The 13,890-nt window shown below is 61.3% G+C and carries 13 protein-coding genes; 7 read left to right on the top strand and 6 right to left on the bottom strand.

Annotation, left to right across the window (positions count from 1 at the left end):
• Positions 1-65 precede the first annotated feature (65 nt).
• Positions 66-833, top strand: a complete 768-nt coding sequence (locus tag AC07OC_RS08995) for a hypothetical protein (RefSeq protein WP_494600907.1) — start codon at positions 66-68, stop codon at positions 831-833.
• A 427-nt stretch (positions 834-1,260) separates the two neighbouring features.
• Here AC07OC_RS08995 and AC07OC_RS08990 read toward each other — a convergent pair whose 3' ends face one another.
• From AC07OC_RS08990 to AC07OC_RS08975, 4 genes are all read right to left on the bottom strand, one after another.
• Positions 1,261-3,366, bottom strand: coding sequence for a DUF3732 domain-containing protein (locus tag AC07OC_RS08990; protein WP_494600905.1), 2,106 nt, complete (start codon positions 3,364-3,366; stop codon positions 1,261-1,263).
• Entirely contained in the window at positions 3,363-3,824 is a 462-nt protein-coding gene (locus AC07OC_RS08985) for a three component ABC system middle component (RefSeq protein WP_494600903.1), read from the bottom strand. The genes AC07OC_RS08990 and AC07OC_RS08985 overlap by 4 nt, the downstream gene beginning before the upstream one ends.
• The gene (locus AC07OC_RS08980; protein ID WP_494600901.1) at positions 3,821-5,062 is read right to left on the bottom strand and encodes a hypothetical protein; all 1,242 of its coding nucleotides are present in this window, start codon (positions 5,060-5,062) and stop codon (positions 3,821-3,823) included. Before AC07OC_RS08980 ends, AC07OC_RS08985 begins: the two co-directional genes overlap by 4 nt.
• Positions 5,063-5,941: 879 nt before the next feature.
• Positions 5,942-6,826, bottom strand: a complete 885-nt coding sequence (locus AC07OC_RS08975; RefSeq protein WP_494600899.1) for a LysR substrate-binding domain-containing protein — start codon at positions 6,824-6,826, stop codon at positions 5,942-5,944.
• 177 nt (positions 6,827-7,003) lie between these two features.
• On the opposite strand from AC07OC_RS08975, the gene AC07OC_RS08970 reads away from it, so the two are divergent.
• The 6 genes from AC07OC_RS08970 (at position 7,004) to AC07OC_RS08945 (ending at position 12,564) form a co-directional block, all read left to right on the top strand.
• The gene (locus tag AC07OC_RS08970; RefSeq protein ID WP_494600897.1) at positions 7,004-7,753 is read left to right on the top strand and encodes an SDR family NAD(P)-dependent oxidoreductase; all 750 of its coding nucleotides are present in this window, start codon (positions 7,004-7,006) and stop codon (positions 7,751-7,753) included.
• Positions 7,754-7,797: 44 nt separating this feature from the next.
• Positions 7,798-8,784 (top strand): TRAP transporter substrate-binding protein, encoded by a 987-nt coding sequence (locus AC07OC_RS08965; RefSeq protein ID WP_494600895.1) that lies wholly within the window; start codon positions 7,798-7,800, stop codon positions 8,782-8,784.
• 84 nt (positions 8,785-8,868) lie between these two features.
• The gene (locus tag AC07OC_RS08960; protein WP_494600893.1) at positions 8,869-9,384 is read left to right on the top strand and encodes a TRAP transporter small permease; all 516 of its coding nucleotides are present in this window, start codon (positions 8,869-8,871) and stop codon (positions 9,382-9,384) included.
• 29 nt (positions 9,385-9,413) lie between these two features.
• A complete protein-coding gene (locus AC07OC_RS08955; protein WP_494600891.1) occupies positions 9,414-10,673 on the top strand; it encodes a TRAP transporter large permease in 1,260 nt (419 codons plus the stop codon).
• 35 nt (positions 10,674-10,708) lie between these two features.
• A complete protein-coding gene (locus tag AC07OC_RS08950; protein WP_494600889.1) occupies positions 10,709-11,563 on the top strand; it encodes a transketolase in 855 nt (284 codons plus the stop codon).
• Entirely contained in the window at positions 11,560-12,564 is a 1,005-nt protein-coding gene (locus AC07OC_RS08945; protein WP_494600887.1) for a transketolase family protein, read from the top strand. Before AC07OC_RS08950 ends, AC07OC_RS08945 begins: the two co-directional genes overlap by 4 nt.
• 61 nt (positions 12,565-12,625) lie before the next feature.
• On the opposite strand, the gene AC07OC_RS08940 is transcribed toward AC07OC_RS08945, so the two are convergent.
• Both AC07OC_RS08940 and AC07OC_RS08935 read right to left on the bottom strand, forming a co-directional pair.
• A complete protein-coding gene (locus tag AC07OC_RS08940; protein WP_494600885.1) occupies positions 12,626-12,772 on the bottom strand; it encodes a hypothetical protein in 147 nt (48 codons plus the stop codon).
• Between the two features lie 553 nt (positions 12,773-13,325).
• Positions 13,326-13,790 carry a methyltransferase family protein gene (locus AC07OC_RS08935; RefSeq protein WP_494600884.1) on the bottom strand — a complete coding sequence of 155 codons (465 nt, stop codon included), beginning with the start codon at positions 13,788-13,790 and terminating at the stop codon, positions 13,326-13,328.
• Positions 13,791-13,890 lie beyond the last annotated feature (100 nt).

Genomic DNA, 13,890 nt, shown 5'->3' with positions numbered 1-13,890 from the left:
GCCTGCCCCGCCCTTCCCTTTCATTCATAAAACCGCCCACTTCACTTTTACCCCATCCAATCACCATGAAAACAAAACTATCTCTCTGTGGTCTGGCCTGCTTGCTGGCGGCATGCTCCAACAGCCCATCGGGGTCTGAGCTTGCAAGCTCGATGACCAGTGAGCTGCAAAAGGCCTGCGAATATGCAAGCGTCGACAACGCGCAGATCACGAACACGTTTTTTCCGAACTCGGATAACAAGAACTTTGCCAACGTGAAATTCACCGCCACCGTCAAGGTGAAGATCGAGGGCAAGTTGGCTCAGGATTTGCAGAAGTTCCGCACTGCGTCAGCACTGTTTTCTGAGTATGAGAAGGAAATGGTGGAGCTCGATCGCAGCTACAAAGAGCAGATAGACGCCGTCGATGCGGTGCGCAAAGCTGCACAGGACAAGTACTTGGCTCAGGAGGATGAGCGGGGCTACCTCATTGGCGACAGGCAAAAGCACAGTGCGGAAATGCGCGAGTTGTACAGCCAGAAAGAGGCTCTCGGCAAGGAGTGGCTTTCAGCATCCAACGGAGTCTTTGACAAGTACACAGACCGGGCCGCGAACCTGCTGTACGCGACCAACTCGGGCAATGTCCGGACGTATGCCCAGCCCTCCAAGCCGGAGATCCCGCTGGCGTGTTTTGGCTATCGGGACCCTCGAAAGCCATTGGGGATCCTGTACCGGGCGGTGATGGATGGCAAAGGTTCGTCTGACGACTACTACGCCGGGGTGGAGACTTCCATCGAAGGCGAGCGGCAGATGATCAAGACGGACAATGGATGGATGGTGGCCGAGAATTTGTAGGGTCGTCTTACGGCTGACAGTTGGCGTCAGCGTACCTCATCGAGACGCCCTGGACAGTAAGTCTGGTCTGCACGCCCTAGGGCGTGTGGACCGATTATCTCGGGCTTCATTTTTTGGCGATTTTTGGTGGTCCATACCCGTAGCCAAAGGCGATTGACTTACGCTTTGCAGCGATTGCCGTCGTCGCCCTCGGTGCCTCCAACGTCTGCATCGAATGCGAAACCCGACACCCGAGTTCAATGGGTGACCTGCTCAGACCTGCCCTAGTGTTCACGCAGCCGAAATGAAAGCTCGCCAGTTGATTGGGCCGTTACGGCTGGGTGTTGATTTCCGTCTGGAACTGGCTCAGTAAGCCACCAGGACAAAGCCCGCCAGGTCCATCCAGGCGATGCGGGCGGGCCGATGTAGGCCTGGGCCTGCTGCAGGGTCACGTCGCGATGAAGCCACGGTCACGCCAGCGGTCGGCGACGAAGTCCTCGAATTCGTAGCCCTCGCCGAGCTCCAGTCTGTCGGCATGGTCGCAGACGATGATTTGCGGCTTGTTGCCAACCTCCTGTGCCGTGTCATCACAGAACTTGGCCAGGACGGTGAACATCTTGGCGACGGTATTCAAGTCGTCATCGGCCGTCGAGATGCGTGTGTGCGTGTCCACAGGCGAGTTCGCGGCGCGTGTCGCGGGCTCGTCCGCAGTCTCTTCGGACTGCGGGGTGCCGGGCGCGCTGGCGGATGTGTCGTCCTGGTGCGCGCGCAATTGGGCTGCATTGAATTCCTTGCCGTAATCGGCGGAGGGGAAGTAGACCTGCGTCGGTTGGTCGAGAAACAGCACGGGCGGCAGCTTGCAGTCGGCGTAGGCCGCAAACTGGTAGTGCAGGGACAGGAACAGCGTCAGGTGCGAATACAGCCAGTTCGCGCCACTGCCCATCGACCGCAGGAAAACTTTCTTCTCCGGCGAGCCGTTTACCCCAGGTGTCTCATGCCATAGGTCGAAGGAATCGATGTCGAACTTCAGGGATCCATTCTTGTAGGAGTCCTCGAAGTCGAAATGTGTGCCGACGATCTCCAGGCGCCGGTTGATGTCGCGTTGCAAGGCCAACAGCCTGGGCGCGACATCGAGCAAAGCCTTCTTCGATTTCAGGTCCGCCACTCGGTCCTGGAGCAACTTCACCAACTCCGTGGTTTCCGTGGGCGGACTCTCGATGCGGCGCTCAATGGCGATTTCTAGCTTGATCTTGGCTTTCTGCGCTGCCGCATCGACAGACTTCGAGCGCTGCAGGCGGTCGGCCTCCTGGTCCAGTGGACGCAGTGTGCTTTCGACCTGCCGCAAGGCCTGGCGCGCCTTCTTGAGTTGCTCGTCGATGTCTCGACGCTCCTGGCCGAAGCCCTCGCGGGCATAGGCCGAGACCTTGAGCTCACCGTTGAGCCAGTGGATGGCCGCGGAGAGTCTGTTAGCCTCATCTTCGGCAGCTTCCGAGGGTGACGCACAGACCGGGCACACGGCATGGTCCAGATGGGTCGCCTTCGGGATGGGTAGATCCGTCATGGCATCGGCGAATCCCTCGACTTGCTGTGTCGAGACGTCGAGCAGGTAGCGCGTGTTCAGGGCCTTCTGGATCTCGGCCATGAGCTCGGCCTTGCGTGTACGCAGTTCCTTGCGGGTCGCATCGAAGGTATCGGACTGCCCATCGACCGTGACGGCGATACCGGTCAAGCGTTCCAGGGCCTGCTCCGGCCGCATCCAGATTTCTTCGGCGGTCAACTCTGTCAGCGGCGTGCCCGCCAGGGCGTGGAACTCACGCAGGTAGCCCGCCATCTCTCCGATGCCGGCCGATTTGATCTGCTCCTGCTTGGGGATGACGGCCAGGGCACGCTTGAGCTCGGTTTCTGCTTCGGCGAGTTCCTTGGCCAGGTCGAAATAGTCCTCTCCCACGATCCCCATGAAGATCTTGAAGTGATCGATGGCCTGTTCGCGTTTTCGCTTTTCGTCGAAGCGGTAAAAGATCGCATGCCGGTTGGCCACCAGGTTTTGATGCTGGAGCATGAACGAGGCAAAACTGCGGATGGAAGGCGTCGGGCTTTTCTGACGCATGAGCTGCTTCTGCAGCGGGTCGGTGTCGATGTCGTCCATGGTGACGCCGAAGTAGCGCCCCAGGCTCTTGGAGAATTCGATCCGGCTAAGCTGGTATTGCGCGGTGAAGAGGTTGTCCACGTCCTTGACGTAGGCCAGCACATGCCTGGCCTGCTCGCCACTGACTTCTCGCAGGAAACATTGGTTGGCGTTGTCTGCTCTGCGGCCGGCGACGACCGCCATCCCCGAAAAGCGCCATACGGTGAAAAATATCTTCGCCCGCTGGGTGATGATGCCTTGCGGAATCGTGTCTTCTGAGCTGCCCATGCAGTAATCGAAGATGTCGAGAATGGCACTTTTGCCCTTCGAAGATTTGCCGGTAATGATATTCAAGCCTTGCTTGAACCTCACGCTGTGCGTCTCATTCTCCTGGTCGATCACGCCGATATATCGGACATAACATTTCATAGCGACTTCAATCCCAGCATTCTATAAATGGTCACGACGCTTTCATTCCTGAATACCATGGCGAGCTGACGCGCATAACGCAGCATCTTGGGGTCTGCATTTTCCGACTGCCGGTTTTCGCTGGCGAGAACTGACAGGTCTTCGTTGAGTTGAAGGCTTTCATCCGCGCGCAGTATCAACAGAGCCTTGTTGGTGATGGGCGCATATTCCGAGATGCGAAGCGGCAGACCGACCAGTCGCGAAGAGTCCGATGTCATGGTCCGGATCGAGCTGGTTCGATTGGCGGTATGCAAATACTCCTGCATCGCGGGAAACGACACCAGGGGAAGAACCAGATAGCTCAACAGGATGTCTTTCTCCATCGGCTCCCAGTTCAGGTAGTAGCTCTGGATCACCGGCGCCAGCGCAAAGGCGTTGCGATGCAGGGTATAGAGATGATCGGCGGCGGTATCCGTCATTCCCAGAGTTTCCAGTGAAATTCATCGTCCTTGTTTTCAGGGGTCTCGTCTGCCAGCATGTGATAAATGCCATTGCGAAATTCCGGCATGGTGTTGGCCATGGCGCAAAAAGGTTCCGTCGAAGCTTTCAGACGTGCCAGGTAGAACTTGAGTGACGCCTTCTTGAGGGCCGCGTCATCCTGCAGTTCGTCGCAATCCAGAATGGCCGCTTCTCGCTCCACAAAATGGTTGCTGCGGTGGTTGTGGAGGTAAAGGTCGAGCGAAGGCTTGATGGGAATCTGATCCTTGAAAAGCCCGGAAATCGTGTCCTGCGCAAACAGGCGGTGCAGGGCCGCGTGCTTGAGATATTTTTCGCCCTCGATCTCGAGGATTTTCCTGGCGAAGAGCATGGGCCTGATTTCGTCGAGATCGACTTTTTCTTCCAGCGGCCGAAGATCTCTCAAAGGGAACTCTGCCGGATGCTTCATGCACGAGGAGTTCAGAGCCGTCAGCTTGGCGGTGAACGCCTCGTGGGTGATCTTCCAGCCGTTCAGGACGAGTTCGGTGCTGAACATGAAGCCCAGCAAGTCGTCCAGGTACTGTCGCTGCAGCGACGGTCGTATGGCTTTGAGGTAGCGGGTCTTGTAGCTGTCGATGCGCTCTGGCAGGGCGTTTTCGCCCGGGATGATGAGCATGCGTTCCAACACCTCCATCAGCGCCGCGCGGCTCTCGGGCGCTAACACCTCCTGCTGCAGTGCCCGCGCCTTGGACGGCTTGCGGGCCGTAGTTTCAGCAGTTTGGATGGCCTCGTCCTGCGGCTCGGGTGGCTCCTCCATTTGCGTCTGCGGTGCGCCAGCCCCGTCGCTGCCGATCTCCTGCATGCGCTCGAGCCGCTGCACAGCGGTCAGGATGTTCCAGTCCTTGAGGCGGCTCTGGGCGCCGAACTCCTGAGTCGTCAGAAGCACCAGGGACTTGTAGTTGCTGCGGTCAAACCGCTCATGCAGCCAGTTCCGGATCGTGTTCCAGAAGTTCTGGTGGCTGTCGGTCAGCTTGTCACGGTAGTGCTTGACCTCGATCTGCGTCTTGCCCGGCACGGTGACATCGCCCATGGCTTCAATCCACAGGCACTCTCCGGGCACGAGGTCGTGGCACTGTTCTACGGCCACGAGCAACTGATACTGCAGCGCTACGAAAAGTACAGTTGCATCGACGGGCAGAGCTTGCGTATCGGTCTGCAGCTGTTTGGACGGAGGTGGCATGGGCGGTGTCGGTTGCAACTCGAAGTCTCCTGTTTCCTCTGTCTCTGGCGGCTGGGTTGATGGGGCATGCCCGCAGTCACCATCCGGCGCGGCCTGCATTGGTCAGGAAACGGCCAGTGGTGGCATTGACTTTTGCCATGTAATAGACTGTATCGGAATGCTTGGGCTGTTGACCACGCTGGCTGCATCAGGTTTTCAGATATATGAGTGGCGAGCCCGGTTGCTCCGAAGTATCTGCTCTTCCTGGCAGCCGTCATTCATGGGAAGGCGGCCCACAAGCGGCTCACAGCCTAAAGCAGACATCTGCGGACGCGGACTTCATCACACAGCATGCTAGTTGAGACGTAGAAACGGTAATTCACTTACCGAGTAGTCACGTGCGCATTCCGGTTTTGGTGACCATCCGGTCCGGCACGATAAACAAGCGCAGCGGGTATCTTCGATAGACGAGTTGGCGCGATGCTGATCTCACGCAGTGTCCAGCCTTGCTTCCAGCGCTGCCAATCAGCGCCTTCTGGGTATCTGAAAGTAGATGCTGGTCGCTGTCCAATCTGCAACACTCCTGGCTCCTACGCGGTGGTTAGTGTGATGCATCGACCGGTTGAATCCGCCAGTGCGAAGCGGTCATTCACAAGTCCGGCCGTCAAATGATCATTGAAGGCCGCTGCGGTCATCCATGTGCTGACTGCTGACCGGCTCAGATCAGCCTTAGACAGTCTTGGCTTTTCATCTACCGCTTTGGCGCATGATACTTGCCAGTGTCAACGGAACAATGTCGCGAACCACGAAAACGTTCGTTGGATTGCCAGCTTGAATGACCCAAGCAGTTGTGCACTTTCCAACTTTTCTCCTTTGCGGCAGAAGCGATCTTCAGGTCGATCAGGTTCTTGATGCCTCGCTGTGCAGCCACGATAGAAACGCCTCCACTGCCGGGCGCTTGGCGTGCCGCTCGGGGTACACCGCGAAATGCGCCTTCACCCGCACGGCCTGCTCCATGCCGAACGGGGCCTTCAGCCTGCCATCGGCCAGGTGCCCGCCTGCGTTGACGGCACTCTCCAGCGCCACGCCCAGGCCCTGCGTGGCGGCGTCCAGGGACATCTGGGCTCGGTCAAACCGCAGGGAGAAACGATCGGGCGCCCGCAGTTTGGTGAACCGGCCAAACCAGTCGGACCACTGCACGATGCTCACATTGCTCTGGATCAGCGGCAGGTCCAGCAACTGCTCCGCGCGCTTGAGCTTGTGCGCCTTGATGAAGGCCGGACTGGCCAGCGGCACGATCGCTTCCTCGAACAGCGGCTCCACCACCAGATCGCCCCACTGCGGAATGCCATAGCGGATGTCGATGTCGGCCTGGCCAAGCGCGAAATCGCTGGGTGTGTGGGCGGCCGAGAGATTGAGCGATATCTCCGGGTAGGCCTGCGCAAAGTGGTGCAGGCGCGGCATGAGCCACAGACTGGCAATGCTGGGTGCCGAGTGCACATACAGGCTGTTGCGGATGCCATGCCGCAAATCGTCCGTGGCCGTGGCAATGGCGTTGAGCGCGGCACCCACGTGCATCAGGTAGTGCTCGCCCGCAGGGCTCAGGCGCACCCCGTGGGCGCTGCGCTCGAACAGGCGGATGTCCAGCTGTGCCTCCAGCCTGGAAACCTGGTGGCTGATGGCCGAGGCCGTGAGGTTCAACTCCGCCGCTGCCAGCGCAAAGCTGCGGCGGCGCGCCACGGCCTCGAAGGCCTGCAGGTTGGCAATGGGCGGCAAGGTGGGCATGGGGTGAACCCTGACGTTAGATGACAGAATGTCATCTTACGCTGATGATTCATCGCTTGTCATCATCTTGAGCGGCTTTGAGAATCGGCTCCCAGAACAGGAGACATCGCGTTACCAGCCGCCATCACGGGCAGCGTCCGCATCTCCTGCACCTTCACACCACAGGAGACAAGACACATGCTGCTCAAGAACCAGGTTGCCATCATTACCGGAGGGGCGGGTATCAATGGCCTCGGGTTTGCCACCGCCCGCTTGATGGCCGAGCAAGGGGCCAAGGTCGCGATCCTCGACCTCGAAGGTGCCGACCCCGCAGGCGCCGCCGCGCGGCTGGGCGACGGCCACCTGGGCCTGGTGGCCGATGTGACCGACAAGGCATCGTGCGAAGCCGCAGCCGGCCAGGTGCGCGCCCATTTCGGCCGCATCGACACGCTGGTCAACAACGCCGGCATCACCCAGCCCGTCAAGACGCTGGAGATCACCGGCGCCGACTACGACCGCATTCTCAACGTCAGCCTGCGCGGCACGCTGTACATGTCCCAGGCCGTGCTGCCCACACTGCGCGCGCAGCAAAGCGGCTCCATCATCTGCATCTCGTCGGTGTCGGCCCAGCGCGGCGGCGGCATTCTGGGCGGGCCCCACTACTCGGCCGCCAAGGCGGGCGTGCTGGGCCTGGCCCGTGCCATGGCCCGCGAGTTCGGCCCTGAGAACATCCGCGTCAACTGCATCACACCCGGGCTGATCGGCACGGACATCATCAAAGGCAAACTGACCGAAGAGAAGAAGGCCGAGATCGCGGAGACCATTCCACTGGCCCGCCTGGGCCGGGCCGACGACATTGCCGGGGCCTGCGTGTTCCTGGCCAGCCCGCTGTCGACCTACTGCACCGGTATCACGCTCGATGTGAACGGCGGCATGCTGATCCACTGACCGCCCTACCGACCTCTCAACAAACATAAACCAGGAGACAAACCATGCAACGCAAAACCTTCACCCGCACCTTGTTGATAGCCGCTGCCTTGGCGGTGGCACTGCCCGGGCTCGCGCAGGCGCAGACCATGAAGCTCACGCTGGGCCATGGCGCTGCCCCCGGCAACCCGCGCCATGAAGCCGCCGTCAAGTTTGCCGAAACCCTCAAGGCCAAGACGGCGGGCCGCATCGAGGTGCAGGTGGCGCCCTCAGCGCAGTTGGGCGACGACGCCGCCATGGTCACAGCCGTGCGCACCGGCGCGCTGGACATGACGGCAAACTCGCAAGGCGCCGTGTCGGTGGCCGTGCCCGAGTACGCCGCCTACGGCATGCCGTTCATGTTCTCCACGCCCGCGCAGGCCTTCAAGCTGCTGGACGGCCCACTGGGCCAGGAGCTGGCACAGAAGTCCGCCGACAAGGGCATGGTGGTGCTGGGCTATTGGGACAACGGCATCCGCCACATGACCAACAGCAAACGCCCCATCACCAAGGTCGAAGACATGAAGGGACTGAAGATGCGCACCCCGCCGGACGCGGTGCTGGTGGACATCATGCAGGCGCTGGGTGCCGAGGCGCAGCAGATCAAATTTGCCGAGCTGTACGTCGCGTTGCAGCAGGGTGTGGTCGACGGGCAGGAGAACCCGCTGGTCAACATCCATGCGAGCAAGCTGTACGAAGTGCAAAGGCACCTGGCCCTGACGAGCCACATGTTCCAGATGACGCCGTTCCTGATGAGCAAACGCACCTGGGACCGCCTGTCCGAGGCCGACCGCAAGGCCGTGACTGAGGCCGCTGCCGAAGCCACGGCGCTGCAGCGCAAGATGTCGCAAGAGGCAGACGACAAGCTGTTGGACGACCTCAAGGCCAAGGGCGTGCAGGTGACCACGGTGGACAAGGCCGCGTTTGCCAAGGCCACGGCTGCGGTGGACGCCAAGTGGCTGACCACGCCCATCGGGCCATACCTCAAGAAAGTCATCGCCGCCGCGCGCTGATTGTTCTGGCCGCTGCTGCGCCTGTCCTCATTTCCCCGAAGCCGCTGCATGGGCCCCGGCCCTTGCAACCCAAGGAGTCTCCCGATGAACTTCATCGAATGGGCCGTTGTCGGCGTGTGCCGAGTGCTGCTGTGGATCAGCACGTCCGTCATCTTCATCATCCTGGTGGCCAACACCGTGTTGCGCTACGCCACCGGCACCAGCCTGCAATGGGCCAATGAGGTGCCAGAGCTGCTGTTCCCCTGGCTGGTCATGTCCGGTGTGGTGCTGGCGGCTGCGCACGGCGCCCACATCACCACCAGCTTTCTGATGGACGCTGTGCCCCCCGCGCTGCGCCGCTGGGCGTCCATCGGCAGCTGGCTGGTGGTGGCAGCGCTGTACGGCACGCTCGCCCGGGCCACGTACCAGATGCTGGAGATCGTGCACGACGAGAAGTCGCCCATCTTGCAGGTGCCCGGGTCGCTGACCTATGGGTGCGTGATGGGTGGACTGGTGATGCTGGCGCTGCTGGCACTCAAATCGGCCTGGAAAGCCTGGGCCACGCCGCTGATGCCCAGTCCCTCCAATGCTGAGACCGCCGTGCCCGAGGCGCACTGGTAAGCCCCGCCACCTCTGCCAAGGATCTCACCATGAGCGCCCTCATTCTCTTCGTCTTTCTCGGTGCGGCCGTGCTGGCCATGCCCATCGCCCATGCGCTGCTGGTCGCGGCCATGGCTGCCGCCGCCACCTCCGACCGCGTACCGCTTGATCTGCTGGTACAGCAGATGGTGGCGCAGGTGCAAAGCTTTCCGCTGATCGCGATCCCGTTCTTCATGCTCACCGGCTCGCTCATGATGGGCGGTCGCCTGGGGGCTGCGCTGGTGGGCGTGCTCAGCACGCTGATCGGCCGCTTTCACGGCGGGCCTGCGCAGGTGGGCGTGCTGTCGTCCACGCTGTTCGGCGGTGTGTCGGGCTCGGCCGTGGCCGATGCCTCGGCCATCGGCTCGCTGCTGATCCCCTGGCACAAGCGCCTGGGCTATCCGCCTGCCTTCTCAGCGGCCACGTTGGCCGCGGCCGCCACCATTGACATCCTGATCCCGCCCTCGATCCCGATGATCCTGTTCGCGCTGACGGCCAATGCCTCCATTGCGGCACTGTTTGTCGCAGGCATCCTGCCCGGCATGCTGATGTGCGGTGGCTTCATGTTCATGTGCTGGTGGGTCGGCAAGCGCCGCAACTTCCCCCGGGATCTCACACCCATCGACTGGAGCGTATTCCGCGTGCACCTGCTGTACTCGTCTCCTGCGCTGCTGCTGCCAGTGCTGATTGTGTTGTTCCTGCGCTTTGGAATTGCCACGCCGACCGAGGTGGCCGTGCTGTCCACGCTGTACGCCGCCGCAGTGTCGGTGGTGGTGTACCGCGACCTGTCGTTCAAGCGCCTGAACGATGCCGTTGTGCATGCGGGCCTGGCCACCGGCGTGGTGCTGCTGGTGATCATGGCCTCGGCCGCCATCGGCTGGCTGCTCACCTACGACCAGATGCCCAGCGGCGTGGCCAGCTGGGTGACGGAGAACGTGGACCAAGGCTGGTTGATCATCTTTATCATGAACCTGCTGATGCTGTTCCTGGGCATGTTCATCGACTTGCCCGCCGCCATCCTGCTGCTCACACCCGTGTTCCTACCGCTGGCCCAGAGCATCGGCATGGACACCACCCAGCTGGGGATCATGATGGTGGTGAACCTGGCCATCGGCCTCTACACACCGCCCGTGGGCACCACGCTGTTCATCACCAGTGCACTGGCCAAGGTCAAGGTGGGCCAGACGGTGCGCGAGCTCGGGCCGTTCTACCTCGTGGCCTTCCTCGTGCTCGCACTCGTGTCTTACGTGCCGGCCTCGATCCTTCGCTAAACGCTTTTCACCCCCCCTTCACACAGGAGAACTCCATGACTTCCGCCGCAGACAAACTGCAGGCGCTGGCCCGGTGCGCCCATCGCATCCGCCGCTACGCCGTTCGCATGGGTGAGGTTCAGGGCCAGGGCTACATCGGCCAGGCCCTGGGCTGGGCCGACGTGCTGGCCGTGGCTTACGGCCATGCCCTCCACCTGCAGCCGCAGAACCCTGAATGGGAGGGCCGCGACCGCTTCCTGCTCTCGCACGGCCACTACGCCATCGCGCACTACGCGGCGCTGATTGAAGCGGGCGTGATCCCGCAGGAAGAACTCGAAACCTACGGCAGCGACGACAGCCGCCTGCCCATGAGTGGCATGGCCACGTACACGCCGGGCATGGAAATCTCCGGCGGCTCGCTGGGCCAGGGTCTGGTGATCGGAGTGGGCATGGCGCTGGGCCTCAAGCAGAAGAAGAACCCCGCCTTCGTCTACAACTCCATGAGCGACGGCGAGCTGGACGAAGGCTCTACCTGGGAGGCCGCCATGTCGGCCGCCCACCACCAGCTCGACAACCTGATCTGCCTGGTGGACATCAACAACCAGCAGGCCGACGGCCCCAGCAGCCAGGTGCTGGGCTTCGAGCCCCTGGCCGACAAATGGCTGGCCTTCGGCTGGCATGTGCAGCGCATCGATGGCAACGACCTGGCTGCCGTGCTGGCGGCCTTTGACACCGCGCGAAATCTGACAGAGCCCAAGCCGCGCGTGATTCTGTTCAACACGCTCATGGGCAAGGGCGTGCCCTTCCTGGAGACGCGCGACAAGAACCACTTCATCCGCGTCGATCCGCCCGAGTGGCAGCAGGCCCTCGCCATCCTCGACCAGAACGCCCCCCAAGGAGCCGCCGCATGAACACCGTCGCCGAGAAAAAACCGCGCCTGACCACCTCCGCCATGATCGCCTCCATCGCAGCCGAAGGGCAACGCGTCAAGGCCGCGCCCTTTGGCAAAGCGCTGGTCGAGCTGGCCGCCACCCGCCCCGAGATCGTGGGCATGACCGCCGACCTGGCCAAGTACACCGACCTGCACCTGTTTGCGCAGGCCTACCCGGAGCGCTTCTACCAGATGGGCATGGCTGAGCAGTTGCTGATGGGCGCGGCGGGTGGCATGGCCAAGGAAGGGCTGATTCCCTTCGCCACCACCTACGCCGTGTTTGGCACACGCCGCGCATACGACTTCATTCACCAGGTGATCGCCGAAGAAAACCTGAACGTGAAGATGTGCTGCGCGCTGCCCGGTCTGACCACCGGCTACGGCCCCAGCCACCAGGCCACCGAAGACATTGCCATGATGCGTGGCATCCCCGGCCTGACCATCATCGACCCCTGCGATGCACTCGACATCGAACAGGCCGTGCCGCAGATGGCGGCGCACAACGGCCCTGTCTACATGCGCCTGCTGCGCGGCAATGTGCCGCTGGTACTGGACGAATACGACTACCAGTTCGAACTGGGCAAGGCCAAGCGCCTGGTGGATGGTGACGAGGTGCTCATCATCTCCAGCGGCTTCCTGACCATGCGTGCGCTGGAGGTGTCCAAGGCGCTGCAGGCCGACCACATCGGTGTGGGCGTGCTGCACTGCCCCACCATCAAGCCACTCGATGTCGCGACCATCCTGGCCGAGGTGCAGCGCAAGCCGCGCCTGGTGGTGGTGGCGGAGAACCATTCGGTGGTCGGCGGCCTAGGCGAGGCCGTAGCCGGCGCGCTGCTGCAAAACGGCGTACAGCCCGCGCGGTTCCGTTTGGCAGGGCTGCCCGATGCCTACCTGGATGCGGGGGCCCTGCCCACGCTGCACGACCGCTACGGCATCAGCACCGAGGCGCTGTCAGCGCGTGTGAAGGCGTGGTTGCAGTAAATCGGTGCTTGTAGTGTATGGTGATTTAAGAGACTACAAGCGTCCGCTTGATGTCGGTGGATTACATGCCGCCGACCTTGATGGCCGCCCGGATAAATTTGCATCGGCGGAGTTGGCGTGACCAGAAAGCTCCGTTGTCGAGATGCCAGTTCAGGCTCATCTGTAGGAAGCCAATGATCTGCTTTTCAATGACTCTTCCCTTTTTCATGTCCCTCATTCTTGTGGAATCCGCTGGCATGGTTGACAAAAAAGGGGAATCTACCCGCATCGTTCGCTGGTGCCGCCCTGCGATTACCGGAAAGCACCCGGCGATTCAATTCGCATTTCGCTCTGGACCACGAAGTCGCCACCTGCAAGCGTTGTAGAACCAGCTCATTCTCCAAGCCAGGCTAAGTCTCCCTATCTGCCTGCGCTTCGTGCGGCCTCCTCAATGAGCGACACCACCACATCGGGATGGCGCGTATGAGGTCATCAAACGATTCGATACGCTGCTGCGCAAGTATTCCGGCGAGCAGACCGGACCCAACTGCGAACCGCGAGCGGCGATCGGTTCATAATCACATTGCAGTTCATAGCACCGGCTTCGACTGGCTCCCGTCAGCCTGGGGGCGTCGCAGCGGTGGCCCACTTCGCAGCGGTTGCTGTCATCCGTTTTTTGTCGACGCGTACTATCGGCCAAAAGCAGCCGTCACGCCTCGCTGTCCTTTTGGTCCGTCGTGGGCTGTAGCATCGAAAAGAAAATGCTTGCAGACCACCAAGCCTCACAGCCATCTGCGCACTCTCCCTTTGTAAGCCTCGTACTCCGCACCAAAGAGAGAAGCCAACACGCGTTCTTCCGGGATGATCTGGAACCGGGTGATGTAAAGCACAAACACCAGAGCCCATAGGACAGCGAGCGGATTTTCCAGAAGCACGACCCAGGCCAACAGGGTTGGCAAAAACCCAACGTACATGGGATTGCGCGTGTACCGGTAGACGCCTTGGACAACCAAAGAAGACGCCGAGCTTGCCTTGGTCGGACTCACTGTGGTCTTGGCGCGCCGAAACGCAACGACTCCGGCAAAGCTGATGCTCAGCCCAATGCACAACAAGACAACGGCAAAGAGCACGCTGACCGGATGGGGCAACTGCAAGAGGCCTCCAGCGGACGGCGTCGTCATCCACATGAGAAGCGCCAAGACAAGCACAACGATGGGAGGCGGAACCTTCAGTTCAAGCAAGCTCATATCACCGTATCACTCCAAGATGAGGTCGTGCTCGGCATGCGCAGCCACACACGCACCGGATCGGCGGCAAGTGTTGCGGCTCGCTTCCTCCCCACGACCG

Source organism: Acidovorax sp. GW821-FHT10E04 (assembly GCF_059415185.1).
The sequence above is the reverse complement of the archived record's forward strand: the minus strand, read 5'-3'. Positions and strand labels throughout refer to the sequence as shown.